Raw genomic sequence first — 20009 nt, 5'->3', positions numbered from 1 at the left:
CGCCGCGGAAGGCCGCCTAGATCGGCTGGAAGCCGAGGTCGCCGCGGATCCGGTTGAGAACGTAAGCCCCATCCCGACTTGGCAAAATCCGCTCCAGAATGGCGCCGTCGATCTTTACGTTGGCAAAGCGCGGTCCCGCCGAGACGTCGTGGACGGCTTTGGCGAAGGCCCCAACCTCGGCCATGGTCGTAACAGACCGACTGTCCTTGATGCCGCAGGCCCTGGCGACGCCGACGAGGTCGGTAGCCGCAGCGGTGTGGCTGGTCTGGCCGCCGGTCTCGCCATAGGCCTCGTTGTCGAGCACTGCGATCGAGAGGTTGGACGGCTTTTGCAGGCCGATGGTGGCGAGGCTGCCCATCCCCATCAGCATCTCGCCGTCACCAGTGATGACCAGCACCGGCAGATTTGGCTGCGCCAGCGCGAGCCCGAGGCCGATCATCGCGGCGCCGCCCATGCCGCCCCAGAGATAGAAATTGCGGGCATGGTCGCCGGCCGCGCACATATCGTTGGTGGAGGCCCCGAGGCCGCCGATCGCAACCACGTCGTTGCGGTCGGCGAGCAGCATAGAGACCACCTGACGGCGGTCGAGGAGATTGGCCTTGCTCATTTGGTGAAAACCTTGGCGCCGATCAGGCGCTGCGACAGCAGGACGGCGGTGGGCGTGAGCGCGTTGTAGGCCTGCGCGGCCGCCGCCTCCAACACGGCCGGCACCTCGGCTGCGTTCGAAGCCCGCAGCACCTTGACCCCCGAGAGTTCGAATATGCCCTGCGTGGTCGATCCCATCGGCACCTGCCACGGATTGAACTCGCCCCACTCGCCGCGCATGGTCACCAGCGTGAGGAACGGAAAGCGCAGGATCGGGATCAGCGACAGCATGTTGATGCAATTGCCGACCCCGCTCGACTGCATCAGCAAGACGCCGCGCTGGCCGCCGGTCCAGGCGCCGGCGAGAAGCGCCACGCCCTCCTCCTCCGTCGTCAGCGGAATGCCTTGCATCGTGGATGAATCCAGCACGCGCTGGATCAGCCTCGAATGGCCGGCGTCGGGCACGTAGGGCACCTGGCGGACGTCGAAGCGTTGCAAGGTCGCGAAAATATCATCGGGCCAATGAGTGCTAGACTCGGCGGCCGCGTCGGCAGCGTCAGCGCGGGCGTGCATTTTCCTGTCCGGTCGGCTTGCAAATCACGGCTCGACTGTAGACGGTGACCCGCGCCGCTCGAAAGAGCGAAAACGGCATATCGGTCTCAACCGGCGAGTATGGCGGCATGAACGCAGATGCGAAAGAACTGGCGGCCAATTTCGATCTCGAGAAGCTGACGTCGGAATTCTACGACAATCCGTACCCGACTTATCGTGCACTGCGGGAGAACGAGCCGGTCAAGCGCCTGCCGAACGGCACCGTGTTCCTGACCCGCTATGACGATCTCGTCACCACCTACAAGAACACGAAGTCGTTCAGCTCTGACAAGAAGCGCGAGTTCGCGCCGAAATACGGCGACACCCCGCTCTACGAGCATCATACCACGAGCCTCGTGTTCAACGATCCGCCGGCGCACACCCGCGTGCGGCGCCTGATCATGGGCGCACTGTCGCCGCGCGCGATCGCGGGCATGGAGCCTGATATCATCAAGCTGGTCGACGGCCTGCTCGACGCCATCGCCGCCAAAGGTGATTGCGAGCTGATCGAGGACTTCGCCGCATCGATCCCGATCGAGGTGATCGGCAATCTGCTCGACGTTCCCCACGACGAACGCGAGCCGCTGCGCGACTGGTCGCTGGCGATCCTCGGTGCCCTCGAACCGGTCGTGTCGCCTGAAGTGGCCGCCCGCGGCAACAAGGCCGTGACGGACTTCCTCGCCTATCTCCAAACGCTGGTTGCGCGCCGGCGCCAAAAGCCCGGCAATCCCGAGCGCGACGTGCTGACGCGCCTGATCCAAGGAGAAGGTAACGGCGAGGAGAACGGCGAGCGGCTGACCGAAAAGGAGCTGCTGCACAATTGCATCTTCCTGCTCAATGCCGGCCACGAGACCACCACCAACCTGATCGGCAACGGCCTCGTCGCGCTCGACCGGAACCCGGATCAGAAACAGCGCTTGATCGGCAATCCGGATCTGATCAAGCCTGCGGTCGAAGAGATGCTGCGCTACGAAAGCTCAAACCAGCTCGGCAACCGCATGACGACGGAGCGCGTCGAACTCGGCGGCGTCATGCTCGACGCCGGCACGTCGATCACGCTGTGCATCGGCGCTGCCAACCGCGATCCCGCGCAGTTTCCGGATCCGGAAGGCTTCGACGTCGCGCGCACGCCGAACCGGCATCTCGCTTTCGCCACCGGCGCGCATCAATGCGCCGGCATGGCGCTGGCGCGGCTGGAAGGCGCCATCGCGGTCTCACGCTTTTTGGCGCGCTTCCCGAACTACGCCTTGAGCGGTCAGCCGGTGCGCGGCGGACGGGTGCGGTTCCGCGGCTTTTTGAGCGTGCCCTGCTCGATCGGCTGAGGCCCGACAACAAAAAAGTCGAAAACAACCCCATGCACAGTAGACGGCGGTCGGCGGAAGATTGCCATCTGGATCCGCAGAACCATTTGACATTTTAGGCAAATCAGGCGGCACTACGCCATCAATCGCGCATCACGACTTCCGAGCGGGCAGGCTGATAGCCACATCAATCTGAGCGCGGCAGGTGCAGTCGGTTGACGCCGGCGCGCAGCAATGGAGTGACGACAGATGACCTCGTCGGTCATTGATTTCCTCGCAACAGAAGCACGCTTTGGCGCCCACAATTACGAGCCGATCGGGGTCGTCCTGTCGCGCGGCGAAGGTGTCTGGGTCTGGGATACCGACGGCAACCGTTACCTCGATTGCCTCTCCGCCTATTCGGCGATCAACCAGGGCCACTGCCACCCCAAGATCCTGGCGGCGATGGTGGAACAGGCACACAGGCTGACGCTCACCTCGCGCGCCTTCCACAACGACCAGCTCGCGCCGTTCTACGAAGAGATCGCGGCGCTGACCGGCTCCCACAGGGTGCTGCCGATGAACAGCGGCGCCGAGGCGGTCGAAAGCGCGATCAAGTCGGTGCGCAAATGGGGCTATGAGGTGAAGGGCGTGCCGGACGGCCAGGCCGAGATCATCGTCTGTGCCAACAATTTCCACGGACGCACGCTGGGCATCGTCGGCTTTTCAACCGACCCTGAGACACGCAAGCACTTTGGACCGTTCGCTCCGGGCTTCAAGATCATCCCGTTCGGCGACGCCGCGGCGCTGGAAGAAGCGATCACGCCGAACACCGTCGCCTTTCTGGTCGAGCCGATCCAGGGCGAAGCCGGTGTCATCATTCCTCCAGCCGGCTATTTCACCAAGGTGCGGGAGCTCTGCACCGCCAACAATGTGATGCTGGTGCTCGACGAGATCCAGACCGGGCTCGGCCGCACCGGCAAGCTGCTCGCCGAGCAGCACGAGGGCATCGAGGCGGACGTGACGCTGCTCGGCAAGGCCCTGTCCGGCGGCTTCTATCCGGTGTCGGCCGTGCTCTCGAACAACGACGTGCTCGGTACGTTGAGACCCGGGCAGCACGGTTCGACCTTCGGCGGCAACCCGCTTGCCTGCGCGGTGGCGCGCGCGGCGATGCGCGTGCTGGTCGAGGAAGGCATGATCGAGAACGCCGCCACGCAGGGCGCGCGCTTTCTGGAAGGCTTGAAAGATATCCGTGCCAACACGATCCGCGAGGTGCGCGGGCGCGGCCTGATGCTGGCGGTCGAGCTGCATCCCGAGGCCGGCCGCGCACGCCGCTACTGCGAGGCGCTCCAGGGCAAGGGCATCCTCGCCAAGGATACCCATGAGCACACGATCCGCATCGCCCCGCCGCTGGTGATCACCAGCGACCAGGTCGACTGGGCGCTGGAGCGGTTCGCCACGACCCTGACGCAGGATTTCTCTTGAAGCTGCCTGCGTCGGAAGATCGCAATGCCGGCCGCGGCCAGCAACGAGTTAGCGGTCCGGCCAGAACCGGACTCGTGCAGCGCAGCAAATAGTGACGCATGGTCCTAAGGCAAAACTCGGCATGATCCCGGCAACCGGATGAACGGGGTGCGTGGAACCTATCGGAGCGACGGACGTTTTCCGCAAATGAGCAGCGCCGTGCCCGGCGCAGCAAGCGCCGAGGCCGGAGGCGCTGAGCTGCGCTGATCGGAGAAATGCTCATGAGACTCACTCTTTCAGTCATCAAAGCTGACGTTGGCTCCGTTGGCGGGCATACAAAACCGTCTTCACGCATGATGGCGACTGTCGAGGGCGAGGTTGCCAAGGCGATCTGCAATGGCCTGCTGATCGACGGTTTCATCTGCCACACCGGCGACGACATTGCGATCATCATGACGCACACACGGGGCGAAGGAAGCTCCGAGGTCCATCAACTCGCCTGGAAGACGTTCCTCGCGGCCACCTCGATCGCGAAAACCTCCGGGCTCTATGGTGCTGGCCAGGATCTTCTCGCCGACGCGCCTTCCGGGAACATTCGCGGCGCCGGCCCAGGCGTCGCCGAGCTCAGCTTCGACCACAGCCTCTCCGGCGTGCGACCCGCGGAGTCCTTCATGGTGTTCGCAGCCGACAAATGCGGCCCCGGCGCCTACAACCTGCCGCTCTATCTCGCCTTTGCCGACCCCATGTACTGCGCTGGGCTGATGCTGCCTCCGATGATCAAGGGATTCCGTTTCCATGTCATCGACATGGACAACACAGTCGGCGACAGCCTCCTCGAGCTCGACGCACCCGCCGACAGCTACCACATTGCCGCCCTACTTCGCGACAATGAGCGCTTCGGCATCGATCGCATCATTTCTCGAACCCATGGCGAGGTCGTCGTGGCAGTTTCGGCACAGCGCCTCCACGCGATCGCAGGCAAGTACACCGGCAAGGATGATCCAGTCGCGATCGTCAGGAACCAGGGGATTTTCCCGGCTCCGGAGGAAATAATCTCGCCGTTCGCCAAAGCGCACTTCGTGGGCGGCGATGCACGCGGCTCGCATGTGATGCCGCTCATGCCGGTGCCACTCAACACGCCGGTTACCGGCATGTACTGCTTGCCGATCGTTTCTTGCATCGGCTTTTCGATCGACAGGGAAGGCCGCTTTGCCGAGTCCTACACCGATTTCTTCGACAACCCGGCATGGGATGAGGTCCGCCGGCGCGCCCAGCGCAAGGCAATCGAGATGCGCAGCCAAGGCTGGTCTGGCGCCGCCATGCTACCCTATTCCGAATTGGAATATGGCGGCTTCCGCGACACCGTGTCCGGGCTGCTGAAGCGTTTTCGACTGCGCGACGACCGCAAGCCGGAAGCGGCCGAGTAGCGACCGCCTCCAATCAGAAGCCGGAGCGACGTTCACCGTTCAATCGACAGATGCAGGCGCTATGACGACATGCCGATCCGGGAGGTGGATATGGCAAAAAAACGCATCGGCATTCTCACGGGCGGTGGCGACGTCGCCGGCCTCAATGCAGTCATCAAGAGCGTGACTTATCGCGGCAGTGAGGACGACATCGAGGTTGTCGGTCTGCGCCGTGGTTGGGAGGCCCTCACGCACCTGAACCTCGACGACCCAAACAGCAGGTCCCACTACGTCATCCCGCTGAACCGTGAAAACACTCGAACCATCGACCGGCGCGGCGGCACCGTGCTGCACTCGAGCCGCGTCAATCCCTCCAAAATACAAAAGCTGCCCGATCATCTCGTCGGCAATGATGTTCCGGTCTCGCTGAGCACCAATGGCGGCATCGCGACAAAGACATGGGACCTCACCAGCCGGGTGCTCGCTAACCTTTCGGGACTTGGCATCGAACACCTGATCGCCATCGGTGGCGACGACACGCTCAGTTATGCGGCCAAGCTCAACGAACTCGGCGTCAAGATCATCGCCATCCCGAAGACGATGGATAATGACGTCCGCAACACCGAGTACTGCATCGGCTTCTCGACCGCGATCACCCGCGCCAGCGATGCCATCCAGCGGCAGCGCACCACCGTCGGCTCGCATGAGCGAATTGGCATTTTCCGTGTCTTTGGCCGCGATGCCGGATTTACGGCACTCTACACCGCGTATGCGACCTCGATACGATGCGTCATACCGGAGTATAAGGTCGACCTCGACAAGCTGATCCAGTTGCTCATCGAGGACAAGCGCGCCAATCCAAGCAACTACGCGCTGATCGTGCTCAGCGAGGGAGCTCAGTGGGAAGGCTACAAGCTGCGGGAATACGGCGAGCCTGACGCCTACGGTCACCGCAAGAAGGCCAACGTGGCGGAATCGCTTGCCGACGAGATCAAGCAGCGCACCGGCGAGGAGACGATCACCTCCGATCTCACCTACGATCTGCGATCGGGCGATCCGGACTTCATCGACAAGCTTGTGGCCCTGACCTTCGGTAACATGGCCTACGATGCCATGCTGGAAAGCAAGACCGGCCTCATGTCGGCGCTGGTCGAGGGCCGCTACGACCTCGTGCCCATCCCTGACGCCAAGCTCGGTCCGCGCAAATTGGACGTTGCGAGCAGCTACAACACGGAGCGCTACCGCCCCATCTACGCCAACAAGCAGGGGCTGCCGATCTTTCTTAACCGCGCGTCTTAGCGTGCCGGACCTGCCGAGCCAGCAGTAAGTCCGACCAATGTCCGTTCTGCCGCTGAAAGCGGAAGTCAATTCAGAGGGCTCACGCTGACGGCCGCCAAGCTGGTCGAACCCGCCCTGGACGAGTTCTATGCCACGCCGAGCGGCGAGCAGAAGGCGCGCTTCAACGCGCTGCAACAGGTCGCAAGCTCGTGAGGGCAGCGCTCGTGACCGCCGTCCTGTGCCGTTCGATGTAGGTGCGCAGCACTTCGTCCAATTGCCCCCCCAGTCGTTGGAGAAGATCTCGATCTCCGAGAAGCCGGCATAGCCCTGCAAGGTCTTCCGACGTCAGCGCCCTGCCCGCAATTGGCTCAAGCTGGACAGCCGCTTGAGATCGGCTGGGCGCTGGAGCGGTTCGCCACGCCCCTGACGCAGGATTTCTCCTGAAGCTGCCTGCGTCGGAAGATCGCAATGCCGGCCGCGGTCGACAACGAACGATTCCGCCGCCGGCGCGTTGAAAGTTGTGGGCAATTTCGAGCTGGGAGCGAGGATCATGCTTCCGCGTGGCGTTTGCCTGACGGCTTTTTTGGTTGGTGTCTCGATGCTGGCGACGAGCGTCGGCGCGTCCGGCCAGGGACACGGAAGGGGTGGACCACCGGGACCGGCCGCAGCGCCGGCGGCCCGGCCGGCACCACCACCTGCCATGGCTCGTCCGGCAGCACCACCTGCCATGGCGCGTCCCGCCGCGCCGGCGTTCCATCCCCCGGCCATGCCGCAGCGACCGGCCATGGCGCCGCATCCGGCGCCACACATCGCCTCACCGCCGCCGCGCCCGACTCCGCACTTCGCTGCACCGCCACAGCGGGTTGCCCCGCACGTGGCGGCGCCGCGGCCTGAATTCCATCGGGCGCCGGCAGCGCCGCAACGTCCGGCCATGGCGCCGCGGCCGACGCCGCATATCGCCGCCCCCTCGCGCCCAAGCGCACCGCCGGCCGTGAGCGATCGGCCGGCACGGCCGGGCGAGATGCTTTCGCGCCAATCCGCGGAACGCCAAGGCCGCGTCGACCGCTTGCAGCAGCGCGTGCAGCAATTGCAGTCGCAAAAGCCAGAAGGCGCAAGGGCGCAACGCGAGCAGCAGCGGTTGCTGCAGTCGCAGAGCCGCCTGCTTGAGCGCGAGCAACGTGTTCAACAACGCGAGCAGCACGTCGAGCAGCGGCAACGCGAGGTGCTATCGCGCCAGACCGCGGAGCGCCAGACCCGCATCGATCGCCTGCAGCAGCGCGTGCAGCAATTGCAATCGCAAAAGCCGGAAGGGGCGCGGGCGCAACGCGAGCAGCAACGGATGCTCCAGGCGCAGAACCGCCTGCTGCAGCGCGAGCAGCGCACGCAGCAAACTGATCTGGCGCGCCAGCAGCGGCTGGGACTGCAGGCTCCCACTGCAACCGCTGCCGCGGCCGCCACGCGAGCCGCCGGGCGCGGTCGGTTCGCCGAGCGCTTCCGCGAGCAAGCCACTGCGCAAACCCAAGCGGCTCTCGTCGCCCGCCAAAGCGGCTGGGCTCCCCGGCAGGCCTGGCGACACCGCCATCCCGCGGTATTCGTGGCGTGGCTTGGCCCGGTGTTCTGGCCATACGCCTACTCCGACATTTTTGACTACACGTTCTGGTCCTATGCTTACGAGCCGGGCTATTGGGCGTACGCGTATGACGACTTCGTCGACACCGTGTTCTGGGGTGGTGACAGCCCCTACGCCGCCTATGCCAGCATCAACCCGTATGACTATCCGCAGGCCGGCGGCGGCACCCGTACGCGCCAGCGCCCCAGCGTGAGCCCGCAAACGCTACAGCAATTGTGCGGCACACCGGACAAGGGCGTCACCGCTTGGCCGCTTGCCGATATCGCGCGGGCGGTGCGGCCGACGCCGGAGCAACGCGCGTTGCTCGACGAGTTGAAGGCTGCGGCGGCAAGGGCCGCAGATGTGTTCAAGGACTCCTGCGCGGAGACCTATGCGTTGACGCCGGCCGGCCGCTTGCGGGCAATGATGAACCGCGTCAGTGCGACGCTGGAAGCGGTCAAGATCGTGCGACCGGCACTGGAGAATTTCTACAACTCACTCAATGACGAGCAGCAGGCCCGCTTCAACGCGCTTGGCCCCAATATCGGCGACCGCTCGCCGACGCAGCAGCAAGCCAGTGCCCAGGAAGCCAGTGCCGAGGGCTGCGGCGATCCGAAGTCCGGCCTGACCCAGTTGCCGATCCAAAGGATCGAGGCTGTGCTTCACCCCGCGGGCAAGCAGAAGGAGGCGCTCGACCGCCTCAGCGAAGCGACGGCGAAGGGCGTTGAGGACCTGCAGGCGGCCTGTCCGAACGATGTGCCGCTGACGCCGGTTGGACGGCTGGAGGCGATGCAGCACCGGCTCGAGGCCATGCTGACGGCCGCCAAGCTGGTCGAACCCGCCCTGGACGAGTTCTACGCCACGCTGAGCAGCGAGCAGAAGGCGCGCTTCAACACGCTGCAACAGGTCGCAAGCCCGTGAGGGCAGCGTCGCATTCTCTCGTTGCAATTGCGCAGCGGCCGAACGACGGGCTCCCGAAGCCACAGGTGCAGTCCATTTCAGGACTGACACTTTCATTGTGAGCCGCTCTTCCCTGGATGATGGTTAGCTTGCGATCAGGCCGGGCCGGACGAAGTTTGATCCCGAAACTATTTTGACCCGGCGCATTGGACTGCAAGACCGCCTTCGGGCGGTCTTTCTTTTTCGGCGCAATAGAACGGACCCGGGGCTGGACCACGCCGAGCCTTCGGCAAAAGTCGCCAGCCATGCCACGCCGATCACAACAATGGCCCCGACGATTACGCGTCGGGGCCATTCAAGATCATCAGGCATGGGTACATCCGCCGTACCTGCTGATCGTTGATGCCACCGATTACCGCATCCGATCTGGCGCAGATTGTGGCGCGTCTGCGGCATCGGGGTGATGACATTCTGCCCGAAAGCTGATGGCTGTCCACCTCTCGTTGGTGGTACTCCTACCAGTTCGCCAGCTCGCTGAACCGCTCGGTCTGACCCGCTTCGGCACCGACCGAATGGCCGACCGCATCGGCAGCCCGACTCAAATTAGGAACGGAGTCCTCGCACAGCATGTCCGCTGACTTCAGCAGACATTCGCAGCATGGTGTCCGGTTTGTGGTGTACTAGGTCGGCTTGCGCGGGCCGGTGAAAACGGTTTCGTGTGCACGCACCGGCGTGCAGGTCGTGAATACGAGCGCAAACCGGCTGCACTGCCAGTCAGCGCCGAGCGTGGCACTGGTAGGTGATGTCAGGTTGACCGATAGTAATGCCGCTACGCAGGCAAACGTCACGTACGCCGCGATCAGCGCCGCTCCCTTGTGGGTCCTTGGGCGGTAAATCATGGCCTTGGCTCCTGTACGATGGCCGGAAGATTAAGGGATCACCTGCTTCGGCATGGGCGAGCAGCGCGGGTGGCATAACGCCGAGTGTCTTGACGCCGAGTGTCTTGGCCGTCTTGAGATTGATGACCAGCTCAAACCTGGTCGCCTCCTGGACAGGCAAGTCGGCGGGCGTCGCGTGCGGCGGCTGCCTGGGCTTGGTGTTGATCAAGTTCAGCAGCGTCGCCGCCGCGACCATCACCAGGACGCCACCAACACTGAGCGCGATCTGCATCATCAGCCCGTCCGAGACGTCGAGTAGCGCCAGGTGACTGGCCAGCGTCAGCAGAACGCCGAGACAGTAGATTGGCAGCGAATTCTGGCCACAGAGAATGGCGCCACGCATCACCGCCGCCGTCAGCCCTCGCCAATCGCGAGGCACGAACCATGCCGCCAAAACCGCAAGGGCCAAAAAATGCAGCAGTCGCAATGGAGCGAGATTCGATTTGTCCATCGGGTAAAGCAGCGTCAGCAGCGGCTGCGGGACCAGCGCTTCCAGCGGTTTGATGCTGCAGCTCAATGCGACGACGAGGCTGAACACCAGATAGAGAACGGCAGGCACAAGGGCGGCACGTGAGGTCACCCACGGCCGGAATCTCTTGCCCTCGATGATCCACCACGCGCCAAGTACAAGCGGCAGTTGCCAGGCCAGCGGATTGAAGAACCAGTGCCCGGTCGGCCATGCCGGGATGGTCCAGCCGAAGACGTGCACCAGCGTATAAAGCAACAGCGACGCGCCGAGCGTTGCGTTCGGCGCTCGCAGCAGCAGCCACAGCAGCGGCGCGAACAAAAAGTGGTAAAGCACGAAGAGCGGCAAGATGTCGGTGTTGACCGGGCGGTATTGCAGGATCGCCGCGTGCGCGAGCGTCACGCCCGGCTGTTCCAGCAGAATGCGCGTATTGCTCCTGTCGGCAAGAGTGCCGCCGCCTGCGAGGTGAACCACGACGGCGCAGGCGAGCGTGAGCAGCAGAAATGCGACATAGATATCCCAGCTTCGCCACAGCGTCCGGCCGATCACGCCGGTCCAGCCCGCGCTCTGCCGTGCCTTGCCGTAGGACAACGCGCAGGTCAAACCCGAGAGAAACATGAATACTTCCGCGGCATCGCTGAAGCCGTAGTTGCGCAGCGTCAGCCAGCTGCCGACGTTGTTGGGGACATGGTTGAGAAAGATGCACCAGAGCGCGATGCCGCGGCAGGCATCAATGCGCAGATCGCGGCCATAACCGTTTAGCTCCGGAAGCGGGCTTGCCAACGGTTTCGGGGTGGCAGGTCGGTCAAGCATCTGGTTCCCCCGTCCGGCATCCAAGCAGGTTTCAAGAGGGATCGAATCTGACGAAAAACATCAGCTGCGCCAAACCCGGCGGCGAATTATGGCGACGCCTGGTACAACCTCCTGACGCGGGAGGCTGTCGGTTGACGATTATCGTTCAACGGTACAGCGGGTAAATCATCCGGACGTCCTCACAAGGGGGGTCTTAGGTCCTATGATCATGGTCCTTACAGGTATCCGCACTCTGAAGCCCGCGACTCTCGTGGTCCGCACTCGCTTTTCGGGGTCCTGTGATCTTGTTTCAATTACAGCACACAACGGCATTCGGCTTCTATCTTGAAGGCCTAACCTTGAACCGCTGGCTCGGCCAGGGATGAAGAATGGACGGTTTCAGGGTCCGTCTCCCCGCCAGCCTATTCCTCGCCAAAGACCCAAACCTGGGTGTATGATTGCTTCAATTGGATCTCCGCGCCATGGGATGACGGAGAGCTTTTCATGAAAGTTCTTATTGTTGACGATCATGCATTGATACGCGAGGCGTTGTACGCCGTTCTCAGACAAGTGAAGCGAGAAGCCGTCATATTTGAAGCTTCGAGCAGCCGTCAGGCAATGGACATAGTCGAGGAACATCCCGACGTCAGCCTTATCTTGCTTGATATCAATTTGCCTGACAGAGATGGCTTCTCTGTCCTCCGCGAACTGCGAGACCGCTATCCGACCATTGCCATCATCATTCTCTCGTCCTCGAATGATCAAGACACGGTGAAGCGCGCTTTCAAACTTGGCGCTCTGGGTTTCATCCCAAAAACGACCGGACGAGAGGTCATGCTCAACGCCATTGAGCTGGTGTTCTCCGGCGGCATTTACATTCCCTCGGAAATCCTGGAGGAAACACCGTCTCCGCGGCCTACAAATAAACCAACGACGCCCGACTTTCTTAAGGGCCTCGGATTGACCGATCGGCAGATCGAAGTACTTGCGCTTCTGATGAAGGGAAAAAGCAACAAGGTCATTGCCAAGACCCTCAACATGGCAGTGCCGACTGTGAAGAACCACATCACGGTCGTTCTCAAGGCGCTCGGCGTAACGAGCCGCACCGAGGCAGTCATAAAGGTGGGAAAAATGGGCTGGGACTCGTCACCGAAATCCGGGTCATGAAGCCGACCGGTCATCTCTTCTGTCGTCATGATCCATAAAGAGCTCGTGCATGACAGCGCGGAGCCGCATTGGGTCGACGGGCTTGTGCAGCATAACGTATCCCCTATCCTTGGCCTCACGTGCTGGTTCAGGTGCCGTATCGCCGCTGATGAGAATAGCAGGAATGGATGAACCAAACGCCGCATTGATTTGTTCAATGGCTCCGATCCCGGTCTTTCCGCTCGCAAGATGATAATCCGAGATTATGAGATCGGGGCGTTGTCGGCGCTCCGCAAGTCGGATAAGCGCCACTTCGTCGGATCCGGTGGTCAGGACGGTGTATCCCCATCTGCCAAGCAATCCGACCGTTCCCTCCTGCACGATTGGAGCATCGATAATAACAAGAACGACCTTGCCTTCGACAGCAAAGGCCGCGGGGTGTGGCGAGTCGACGGGCTCGGTGGACGAGTCGCGTTCTTCGGCCATCGGAACCAGGATCGCGAATCGCGAACCACGGCCCACAGTCGAAGCTACGTCGATTGGATGGTTGAGAAGCAGGCGAAGCCTGTCGACGATAGCCAAGCCGAGCCCCATGCTGCCGTACCGGTTCCGGTCTCGAGCAGCAAGTTGAAAAAACTCGCCAAAGATATTCTGCTTCTGATCCTCAGGAATGCCGGAACCACTATCCCATACTTCGATGCGCAACATCTGACCGCGCCGACGACAACCGACAATGATCCCGCCCCGCAATGTATAGCGCACCGCATTGGATACCAAATTGAGCAGTATGCGTTCGAGCAGCATGGCGTCGCTCCGCACCCAGGCGTCACTTCGCCTGACCCGCAGACGCAAGCCCGTTTCTCGCGTTGCTTGATCAAATGTCGTCTCAATTTTTTGCAACAGGCGCGCGATCGGGAATTCAGTAATTGTGGGTATGAGTATCCCAGCATCGAGCCGGGACATATCCAGGAGCGAATTGAGCATTTCATCCATTTCCTTGCGCGTTGCATCGACCAGCTCGATCGTCCTTATCCGTTCCCCCGATCCCGTGCGCAGTTGGGCAACGAACAGGCCCAGCGCATGGAGTGGCTGCCGCAAATCGTGGCTTGCCATGGCAAGAAAGCGCGATTTTGCTGCATTGGCGAGCTCGAGCTCCTGCGTACGCTCCGCGACCTTGCGTTCGAGTTCGATCTGCGCGCGGCGCAGCCTTTCCTCCCCCTTCTTGCGGACCTCGACGTCGGCGCTCAGGAGCAGGCTCGGAACTGTAATACTGATCAGGAACATCAACACCAGCAGGAACGAAGCGTTGAGATCCGCGGTCGTGAACGGGCCGCCGCCCGTGAGCGTCCCCCAAATGGTGATGCCGGCAAGCACCAGCGCAACCGTTGCGGTGTCCCGCGGACCGCGGCGCAGCGCCGCCCACAACATCGGCAGGATGGCGAGAAAACCCAGCGGATCCCGGCTCGGCGTCTGCGCGATCAGCGGACTGTAAGCAATGAGTCCAACAACCGCCGCTGTTGCGAGGACGCCGACCGTCTCCAACAATTCATTGCGGCTGAAAGCACGGTAGCGGCTTGATGTCCAAAGTACGAGTGCGGGGGCAATGACCAGCGCGCCGGTCACGTCTCCCAGCCACCACGTGACCCAGGCGTTCACGAAATCGGTCCGATCGATGTACCCGGCGGCCGCCAGGCTGGTCAGACCAATGCTCGCGCTGATCGGCGTCGCGATCACGATGCAGATCAAAGCAAACTTTGCGACAGAATCTGGTCTCGAAAACGTATTGCAGCCGCTCGACCATCGATTGACCAGATAAGCGCCAACAATGGCTTCAAGAGTGTTGCCGGTCGCAATCGCAATTGCGGTGGCAACCGAGCCGGCCGTCGTCGCATTGGCGATCATTGCTGCAATAAAAATTGCGGGCCAGGTCCAATATCCCCGCAACAGCACCGCCGCCAGCGCGACACCCGTCGGCGGCCAAATTGGCGTTGCACTGGGATTAATAGAGGCGAGGGTAAGGCCGCCTTTTGCCAGGACGAAATAGATCACGCCAATTGCGACCAGACCGCCGGCATAGCTAATGCCTCGGCGGAACTTTATCTCCGGCGCAAGTGATCGTAGATCTGACATCGTCGACGCCTAGACTAGGCAGTTGCATCGTCCAGCATGGCTGACCTTTTGATCTCCTTGAAAAGATCAATGATCGCTGCTTTCCCGTTTACCCAGGCGGTTGATCGACACCACTACGTCCGACCGCTGCGACAATGCAAACTCGACAGGATGCGCTCAGATCGAATTGATCACTGCGGTCTGCTGACGGACGAAGAGACGGCGCGTGTTTGGTCACGAGGGCAAACTCTTTCGGAGCTAAGCGGCCTGTCGCTGACTCTGATAGGAATCAAAGCCGCCCCCACAACCCCGGTGGCCACCGCAATTGCCCTGCATAATCGCAAATCGGGTTCGTTGAGGAAACTACCCATTTCGAGTTAGCAGCACGCTCCTCCCCGCGAAGTCTGAAATGGTTCACTCGCGATCGGGGCGAGCCGGCAGTAACTCCGACCAATCTCCATTCTGCCGCTGAAAGCGGACGTCAATTTCAGAGAGGCCATGCTGACGGCCGCCAAGCTGGTCGAACCCGCCCTGGATGAGTTCTAGGCCACGCTGAGCGGCGAGCAGAAGGCGCGCTTCAACAGGCTGCAACAGGTCGCAAGCCCGTGAGGGCAGCGCGCGCGTGACCTAAACCACGGTCCTGTGCCGTTCGATGCAGGTCCGCAGCACCTCGTCCATCGGCTTGTTCCACCAGTCGTTGGAGAAGATCTCGATCTCGGAATAGCCGGCAAAACCCCGTGTTTCGACCGCTGCGCGCACGGATTTGATGTCGATGACGCCGTCGCCCATCATGCCGCGATCGTTGAGAATGTCCCTGGTCGGCACCAGCCAGTCGCAGACATGGAACGCCAGCAGCCGGTCCTTGCCGGCGCGCGCGATCTGGCCCATCAGCTCGGGGTCCCACCAGATGTGATAGACGTCGAGCGCGACGCCGAGCATGCCGCTGCGATCAGGGTCAAGCCGGTCGCAGATGTCGAGCGCCTGCTTCGTCGTGTTGACGCAGGCGCGGTCCGCCGCATAGGCCGGATGCAGCGGTTCGATCGCCAGCGGCAGCTTTGCCTGTCTGGCGTAGTCGAGCATATCAGCGAGTGCTTCCTCGACCTGGGTCCGCGCGCCGGCGATATCCTTCGACGCCTCGCTGCCCGGCCGCGAATATTGCGGCAGGCCGCCGACGACGAGCACGATGCAAGGCGCACCCAGCGCCTTGGCTTCGTCCACACAGCGGCGGTTGTCGTCACGGACCTCGCCTCGACGTGATACGTCGGAGGTGAACATGCCGCCGCGGCAATAGCCGGAGAGATCAAGGCCGGTGTCGCGCACGGCGCGCGCGGCGCGGTCGAGACCGACGGCGGCGACCTGGTCGCGCCAGGGATCGATGGCACGGATGCCGTGACGTGCGCAGGCGTCGATGATCTGAACGAGATCACCCTGGTTGCGGACCGTCGCCGTGTTCAGCGACAGCCAGCGATGGTCGGACGAGAAATCACGCATCAGGATTCGATCCCGTGCGGGGCCAGCACGGCCTTCATCCGGCGCGTCGCCAGCTCTGGATTGGCGAGCAGACCGGCCTGATCGGCCAGCCGGAACAGCTCGGCCAGATGCAGCATCGAACGCGTGCTCTCCTGCCCCCCGGCCATGGTGAAATGGTCCTGGTGGCCATTGAGATACGCCATGAACACCACGCCGGTCTTGTAGAAGCGCGTCGGCGCCTTGAAGATGTGGCGCGACAGCGGCACCGTCGGTCCCAGCACGTCGTGGAAGCCGGCTTCGTCACCCGCTGCCAACCGCGACAGCGCGTAGGACGCCGCCGGCGCGATCGCATCGAAAATGCCGAGCAGCGCGTGCGAAAAGCCTTCGCCGTCGCCGGCGATCAACTCCGCATAGTTGAAGTCGTCGCCGGTGTACATCTTGATGCGCTTGTCGAGACGCCTGCGCATATCGATCTCGCACTGCTTGTCGAGCAGCGAAACCTTGACACCGTCGACCTTGGCGGCGTTGCCGTTGATGATGGCGACCGCAATATCCATCGCCTTGTCGAGATCGTTGGTGCCCCAGTATCCCATCAGCGCTGGATCGAACATGTCGCCGAGCCAGTGAATGATGACGGGCTCGCGGACCTGCGACAGCACGCGATCATAGACTTTTGCGTAATCATCGGCGTCGCGGCCCAGCTTCGCCAGTGCGCGCGATGCCATCAAGATGATGCGGCCGCCGACCTTCTCGACCGCTGAGATCTGCTCCTCATAGGCGCGGATCACGTCGTCGAGATTCTTGGCATCCTCTACCGCGAGATGGTCGGTGCCCGCTCCGGAGAACACCAGCGCGTTGCGCCGCTTGGCGGCGGTGACCGAACGCGTGATCAGCTCCAGCGAGGTCGGCCAGTCCAGCCCCATGCCGCGCTGCGCGGTGTCCATGGCTTCCGCAACGCCGAGCCCGAGGTCCCAGACGTGCTCGCGGAAGGCGATGGTCCTGTCCCAGTCGACGGCAACCGAAAGCCAGGGATCGTTGTCGGCGAAGGGATCGACCACCGTATGCACGGCCGAGAAGGCGATGCGGTTCAGCGGGCCCTCGAGCTTTGCGGGAAAGCTTCGCGACGCCGCGAGCCGGTAGGTCTCGATCGAACGATCGGCTTTCGGCAATTTCAGCGACAATGACGACATCGGCAGGACGGGCTTGGGCAGGACGGGCTTGTTCATTGTTCCCTCCTCAGACCTTGATCGGGGCGACATCGATCCAGCGCCGCTCCTTCCAGCTCTTCAGCGCGCATTCGGCAAGCTGCACGCCCTTGACGCCTTCGAGCAGCGTGAACTTATAGGGCGCATCCTCGTAGACGTGGCGAATGAACATCTCCCACTGCTCCTTAAAGCCGTTGTCGTAGCTGAAATTGTCAGGCAGCTTCTGCCAGTCGCCGTAGAAATCGTGCAGCCGCTTCTCGTCCGGATTCCACACCGGCCGGGGCGTCGCCTGACGCGCCTGGATCATGCAGTCGGAGAGGCCGGCGACTGCCGAGCCCAGCGTACCGTCGACCTGGAAAGTGACGAGGTCGTCGCGATAGACGCGCGTCACCCAGGACATGTTGATGTGGGCGATGGCGCCGCCCTTGAGCTGGAACGTCGCATAAGCCGAGTCGTCCGCGGTGGCCTTGTACTTCTTGCCCTGCTCGTCGAAACGCTCGGGAATGTCGGTATTGCCGATGCAGCTCACGCTCTCGACCTCGCCGAAGAGATTGTCGAGCACGTAACGCCAGTGGCAGACCATGTCGAGAATGATGCCGCCGCCGTCCTCGTCGCGGTAATTCCATGACGGCCGCTGCGCCTCCTGCCAGCCGCCCTCGAACACCCAATAGCCGAACTCGCCACGCACCGAGAGGATGCGGCCGAAGAAGCCGGAGTCGCGCAGGAAAGCGATCTTCTTGAGGCCGGGCAGGAACAGCTTGTCCTGCACCGTACCGTGCTTGACGCCCTTGGCGTTGGCGAGCTTGACGACCTCGAGCGCCTCCTCGAAATTCGTCGCGATCGGCTTCTCGCAATAGACGTGCTTGCCGGCATTGATGGCCTGGGTCAGCAGGCCGGGCCGCGCCTGCGTGGTCGCGGCATCGAAGAACATGGTGTCGTTCTTGTCCGCGAGGGCCGCATCGAGATCGGTGGTCCAGCGCGCGATGTTGTAGAGCTTGGCGAGCCCTTCGACCTTCTCGGCGCTGCGGCCGACCAGGATCGGATCGGGCATCACGCGGTCGCCGTTCTTCAAGCGGACGCCGCCCTGCTCGCGGATCGCGACGATCGAGCGGATCAGATGCTGGTTGAGGCCCATGCGGCCGGTGACGCCGTTCATGATGAGGCCGAGGCGTTGGGTGGTCATGCCGATTTCTCCCAGAGTGATTTTGGCTGTTCGAGCGGGGCGAGCGCCGACCAATCCGGATGGACCGACGTCGCAAAGCCCGTTGCGGTCAGCGATCCCGTCAGGAGATCGCCGCTGTGAATGTTGAGGCGGATGCCTTGGCCCGCATCGGCGTAGAGATCGGGATGCGCGGCAGCGAAGGCCTGCACCTCGGCCGCGGGCGTATCGCCAAAGCCGTCGACATAGTGATGGCCGTTGCGCTCGGCGTGCGCGATTCCGATGAACGCGCCGAGCGCGAGATCCTGCTGTACGGCAAGGCCCGCCTGGCAGGTGAGGTCCTCGCCGGTCACGAAGAACGTCTCGGCGCCTTCGCTCCATTTCGCCGCGCGCGTCGCGTTGACGATGGACTTGTAAAGCCCCTTGCAGGATTTCGAGGAAATGCCGCGATAGCCGAGCGCCCGCGCCGCGGGAAAGGCATCGTAGGAATCATCGGCCTCATCGATGATGAAGCCGCGCGCGGCGAGCGAACCGAGCGGTGTCTGCCGGGTGATGTCGCGCGGCATCGGCTGCTCGATATAGAGCAGTCTTGATGAAATCGATCGCAGCGCGAGATCATGGTCAAGCCGGTCGATCAGTGCATGCAACGCCGCGAGATCGGCATATTGTTCGTTGGCGTCGAGCGTCACCTTGTAGTCACGCTCCAGTGCATCGAGCTCCTTGCCAATGCGCGCCAGCCGCGCTGCATCGGCTACGGGGTCACCCGACAGCTTCAGCTTGAAGTATCTTGCACCGGAGTTCTCGCGGGCATCGGCAACCCCGCCCTCACCTTCAACGGTATCGTCGAGGCCGACGGTATGTCTGATGGCAACACGCGGCAGCGGCTTCCGGCTGGATAGAAACGTCGTGAGATCCGTTTCCTTCAGGTCAGGCGAAAGCCGCGCATCGATGCCGGCGATGTTGCCGGCCATGCCGTCGAAAAAACTGGTCTCGGCGGCGCGGAGCAGCGCATCGAGGATCGCTTTGTCGATTTCCGCGGGGCCGTAAGCCGCCGCAAGCGCCGGAATGTTCTTTTTCGCACAGGTTGCGACCTGGGCACCGATGCACGAGGCATGCAGATCGAATGCTGTCATAAATCCAGTTCGCGCAAGATAAAGCCCCCGTGCGATCTCCAGCGAGCGACGCAAGCCATCGACGGTCTGCGCCGGCGACAGCTCCGGCCGCTTGTCGAACCATTTTGGCACCAGCAGCTCGGCGCTGGCGCCGACGGCGGTTCCTCTGCCCTCGACCTCGATCTCGACCCGCACGAACAGCTGGGGCGTCGCGTTGATCGTGATCGCGCCGAAGCGGAACGGCCGCGCGAAATGCACGGGACGTTCGAAGAAGGCGATATCTCGCAGCTTCAGGCGGGGTGACATGGTGCTTTGCCATATGGAGTTGATGGAGACAGATTTGGCCGCAGCGACGGTGCACCTCTCCCGCTTGCGAGGGCTTTGCGCAATGTCTTGTGCGGGAGTGAAGTTCGATTTCGGGCTTTTTTGAACGACCTCAGGCGCCGGGCGCGAAGTGGGCAGGTCCGTTTTCGCGGCCGATGGGGGTGGTGGCGGGGCG

14 protein-coding genes are annotated in these 20009 nt (G+C 62.7%); 6 read left to right on the top strand and 8 right to left on the bottom strand.

Annotation, left to right across the window (positions count from 1 at the left end; all coding sequences use genetic code 11):
• Nucleotides 1-16: 16 nt before the first annotated feature.
• Together QCM77_RS12310 and QCM77_RS12305 are read right to left on the bottom strand one after the other, a co-directional pair.
• Entirely contained in the window at nt 17-607 is a 591-nt protein-coding gene (locus QCM77_RS12310; RefSeq protein ID WP_279665375.1) for a thiamine pyrophosphate-dependent enzyme, read from the bottom strand.
• A complete protein-coding gene (locus tag QCM77_RS12305; RefSeq protein ID WP_279665372.1) occupies nt 604-1158 on the bottom strand; it encodes a phosphonopyruvate decarboxylase in 555 nt (184 codons plus the stop codon). Before QCM77_RS12305 ends, QCM77_RS12310 begins: the two co-directional genes overlap by 4 nt.
• Before the next feature lie 107 nt (nt 1159-1265).
• Between QCM77_RS12305 and QCM77_RS12300 the strand changes: the two genes are divergently transcribed.
• The 5 genes from QCM77_RS12300 (at nt 1266) to QCM77_RS12280 (ending at nt 9134) form a co-directional block, all read left to right on the top strand.
• Nucleotides 1266-2498, top strand: a complete 1233-nt coding sequence (locus QCM77_RS12300; protein ID WP_279665369.1) for a cytochrome P450 — start codon at nt 1266-1268, stop codon at nt 2496-2498.
• Nucleotides 2499-2726: 228 nt separating this feature from the next.
• Nucleotides 2727-3941 (top strand): ornithine--oxo-acid transaminase, encoded by a 1215-nt coding sequence (gene rocD / locus QCM77_RS12295; RefSeq protein ID WP_279665367.1) that lies wholly within the window; start codon nt 2727-2729, stop codon nt 3939-3941.
• Between the two features lie 254 nt (nt 3942-4195).
• A complete protein-coding gene (locus tag QCM77_RS12290; RefSeq protein WP_511337194.1) occupies nt 4196-5347 on the top strand; it encodes a fructose-1,6-bisphosphatase in 1152 nt (383 codons plus the stop codon).
• Between the two features lie 90 nt (nt 5348-5437).
• Complete coding sequence (locus QCM77_RS12285) at nt 5438-6625, top strand: 6-phosphofructokinase (protein WP_279665363.1); 1188 nt, start codon at nt 5438-5440, stop codon at nt 6623-6625.
• A 970-nt stretch (nt 6626-7595) separates the two neighbouring features.
• Nucleotides 7596-9134, top strand: a complete 1539-nt coding sequence (locus QCM77_RS12280) for a Spy/CpxP family protein refolding chaperone (RefSeq protein WP_279665361.1) — start codon at nt 7596-7598, stop codon at nt 9132-9134.
• A 753-nt stretch (nt 9135-9887) separates the two neighbouring features.
• On the opposite strand, the gene QCM77_RS12275 is transcribed toward QCM77_RS12280, so the two are convergent.
• Nucleotides 9888-11330 (bottom strand): OpgC domain-containing protein, encoded by a 1443-nt coding sequence (locus tag QCM77_RS12275; RefSeq protein ID WP_279665359.1) that lies wholly within the window; start codon nt 11328-11330, stop codon nt 9888-9890.
• 483 nt (nt 11331-11813) lie between these two features.
• Here QCM77_RS12275 and QCM77_RS12270 point away from each other — a divergent pair, with 483 nt between their 5' ends.
• Entirely contained in the window at nt 11814-12476 is a 663-nt protein-coding gene (locus QCM77_RS12270) for a response regulator transcription factor (protein ID WP_279665357.1), read from the top strand.
• Here the strand turns inward: QCM77_RS12270 and QCM77_RS12265 are convergent.
• The 5 genes from QCM77_RS12265 to QCM77_RS12245 form a co-directional block, all read right to left on the bottom strand.
• Nucleotides 12471-14585, bottom strand: coding sequence for an MASE1 domain-containing protein (locus QCM77_RS12265; RefSeq protein ID WP_279665355.1), 2115 nt, complete (start codon nt 14583-14585; stop codon nt 12471-12473). The two genes, QCM77_RS12270 and QCM77_RS12265, sit on opposite strands and share 6 nt — an antisense overlap.
• A gap of 606 nt (nt 14586-15191) precedes the next feature.
• Nucleotides 15192-16055, bottom strand: a complete 864-nt coding sequence (locus tag QCM77_RS12260) for a sugar phosphate isomerase/epimerase family protein (protein WP_279665354.1) — start codon at nt 16053-16055, stop codon at nt 15192-15194.
• Nucleotides 16055-17260 carry a dihydrodipicolinate synthase family protein gene (locus QCM77_RS12255; protein ID WP_279665353.1) on the bottom strand — a complete coding sequence of 402 codons (1206 nt, stop codon included), beginning with the start codon at nt 17258-17260 and terminating at the stop codon, nt 16055-16057. The genes QCM77_RS12260 and QCM77_RS12255 overlap by 1 nt, the downstream gene beginning before the upstream one ends.
• Nucleotides 17261-17270: 10 nt before the next feature.
• Nucleotides 17271-18422, bottom strand: coding sequence for a Gfo/Idh/MocA family protein (locus QCM77_RS12250; protein ID WP_279665352.1), 1152 nt, complete (start codon nt 18420-18422; stop codon nt 17271-17273).
• The gene (locus tag QCM77_RS12245) at nt 18419-19816 is read right to left on the bottom strand and encodes a hypothetical protein (RefSeq protein ID WP_279665351.1); all 1398 of its coding nucleotides are present in this window, start codon (nt 19814-19816) and stop codon (nt 18419-18421) included. Before QCM77_RS12245 ends, QCM77_RS12250 begins: the two co-directional genes overlap by 4 nt.
• Between the last annotated feature and the right edge of the window lie 193 nt (nt 19817-20009).

Origin of the sequence: Bradyrhizobium nivariense (assembly GCF_029846695.2) — a bacterium.
Classification (GTDB): Bacteria; Pseudomonadota; Alphaproteobacteria; order Rhizobiales; family Xanthobacteraceae; genus Bradyrhizobium.
Note: the sequence above shows the minus strand (reverse complement) of the source record. Positions and strands in the feature narration are given on the sequence as shown.

Excerpts from the sequence above, each read along its gene's own strand:
- QCM77_RS12310 (WP_279665375.1), bottom strand. The coding sequence starts at position 607 with ATGAGCAAGGCCAATCTCCTCGACCGCCGTCAGGTGGTCTCTATGCTG.
- QCM77_RS12305 (WP_279665372.1), bottom strand. The coding sequence starts at position 1,158 with ATGCACGCCCGCGCTGACGCTGCCGACGCGGCCGCCGAGTCTAGCACT.
- QCM77_RS12300 (WP_279665369.1), top strand. The coding sequence starts at position 1,266 with ATGAACGCAGATGCGAAAGAACTGGCGGCCAATTTCGATCTCGAGAAG.
- rocD (WP_279665367.1), top strand. The coding sequence starts at position 2,727 with ATGACCTCGTCGGTCATTGATTTCCTCGCAACAGAAGCACGCTTTGGC.
- QCM77_RS12290 (WP_511337194.1), top strand. The coding sequence starts at position 4,196 with ATGCTCATGAGACTCACTCTTTCAGTCATCAAAGCTGACGTTGGCTCC.
- QCM77_RS12285 (WP_279665363.1), top strand. The coding sequence starts at position 5,438 with ATGGCAAAAAAACGCATCGGCATTCTCACGGGCGGTGGCGACGTCGCC.
- QCM77_RS12275 (WP_279665359.1), bottom strand. The coding sequence starts at position 11,330 with ATGCTTGACCGACCTGCCACCCCGAAACCGTTGGCAAGCCCGCTTCCG.
- QCM77_RS12270 (WP_279665357.1), top strand. The coding sequence starts at position 11,814 with ATGAAAGTTCTTATTGTTGACGATCATGCATTGATACGCGAGGCGTTG.
- QCM77_RS12265 (WP_279665355.1), bottom strand. The coding sequence starts at position 14,585 with ATGTCAGATCTACGATCACTTGCGCCGGAGATAAAGTTCCGCCGAGGC.
- QCM77_RS12260 (WP_279665354.1), bottom strand. The coding sequence starts at position 16,055 with ATGCGTGATTTCTCGTCCGACCATCGCTGGCTGTCGCTGAACACGGCG.
- QCM77_RS12255 (WP_279665353.1), bottom strand. The coding sequence starts at position 17,260 with ATGAACAAGCCCGTCCTGCCCAAGCCCGTCCTGCCGATGTCGTCATTG.
- QCM77_RS12250 (WP_279665352.1), bottom strand. The coding sequence starts at position 18,422 with ATGACCACCCAACGCCTCGGCCTCATCATGAACGGCGTCACCGGCCGC.
- QCM77_RS12245 (WP_279665351.1), bottom strand. The coding sequence starts at position 19,816 with ATGTCACCCCGCCTGAAGCTGCGAGATATCGCCTTCTTCGAACGTCCC.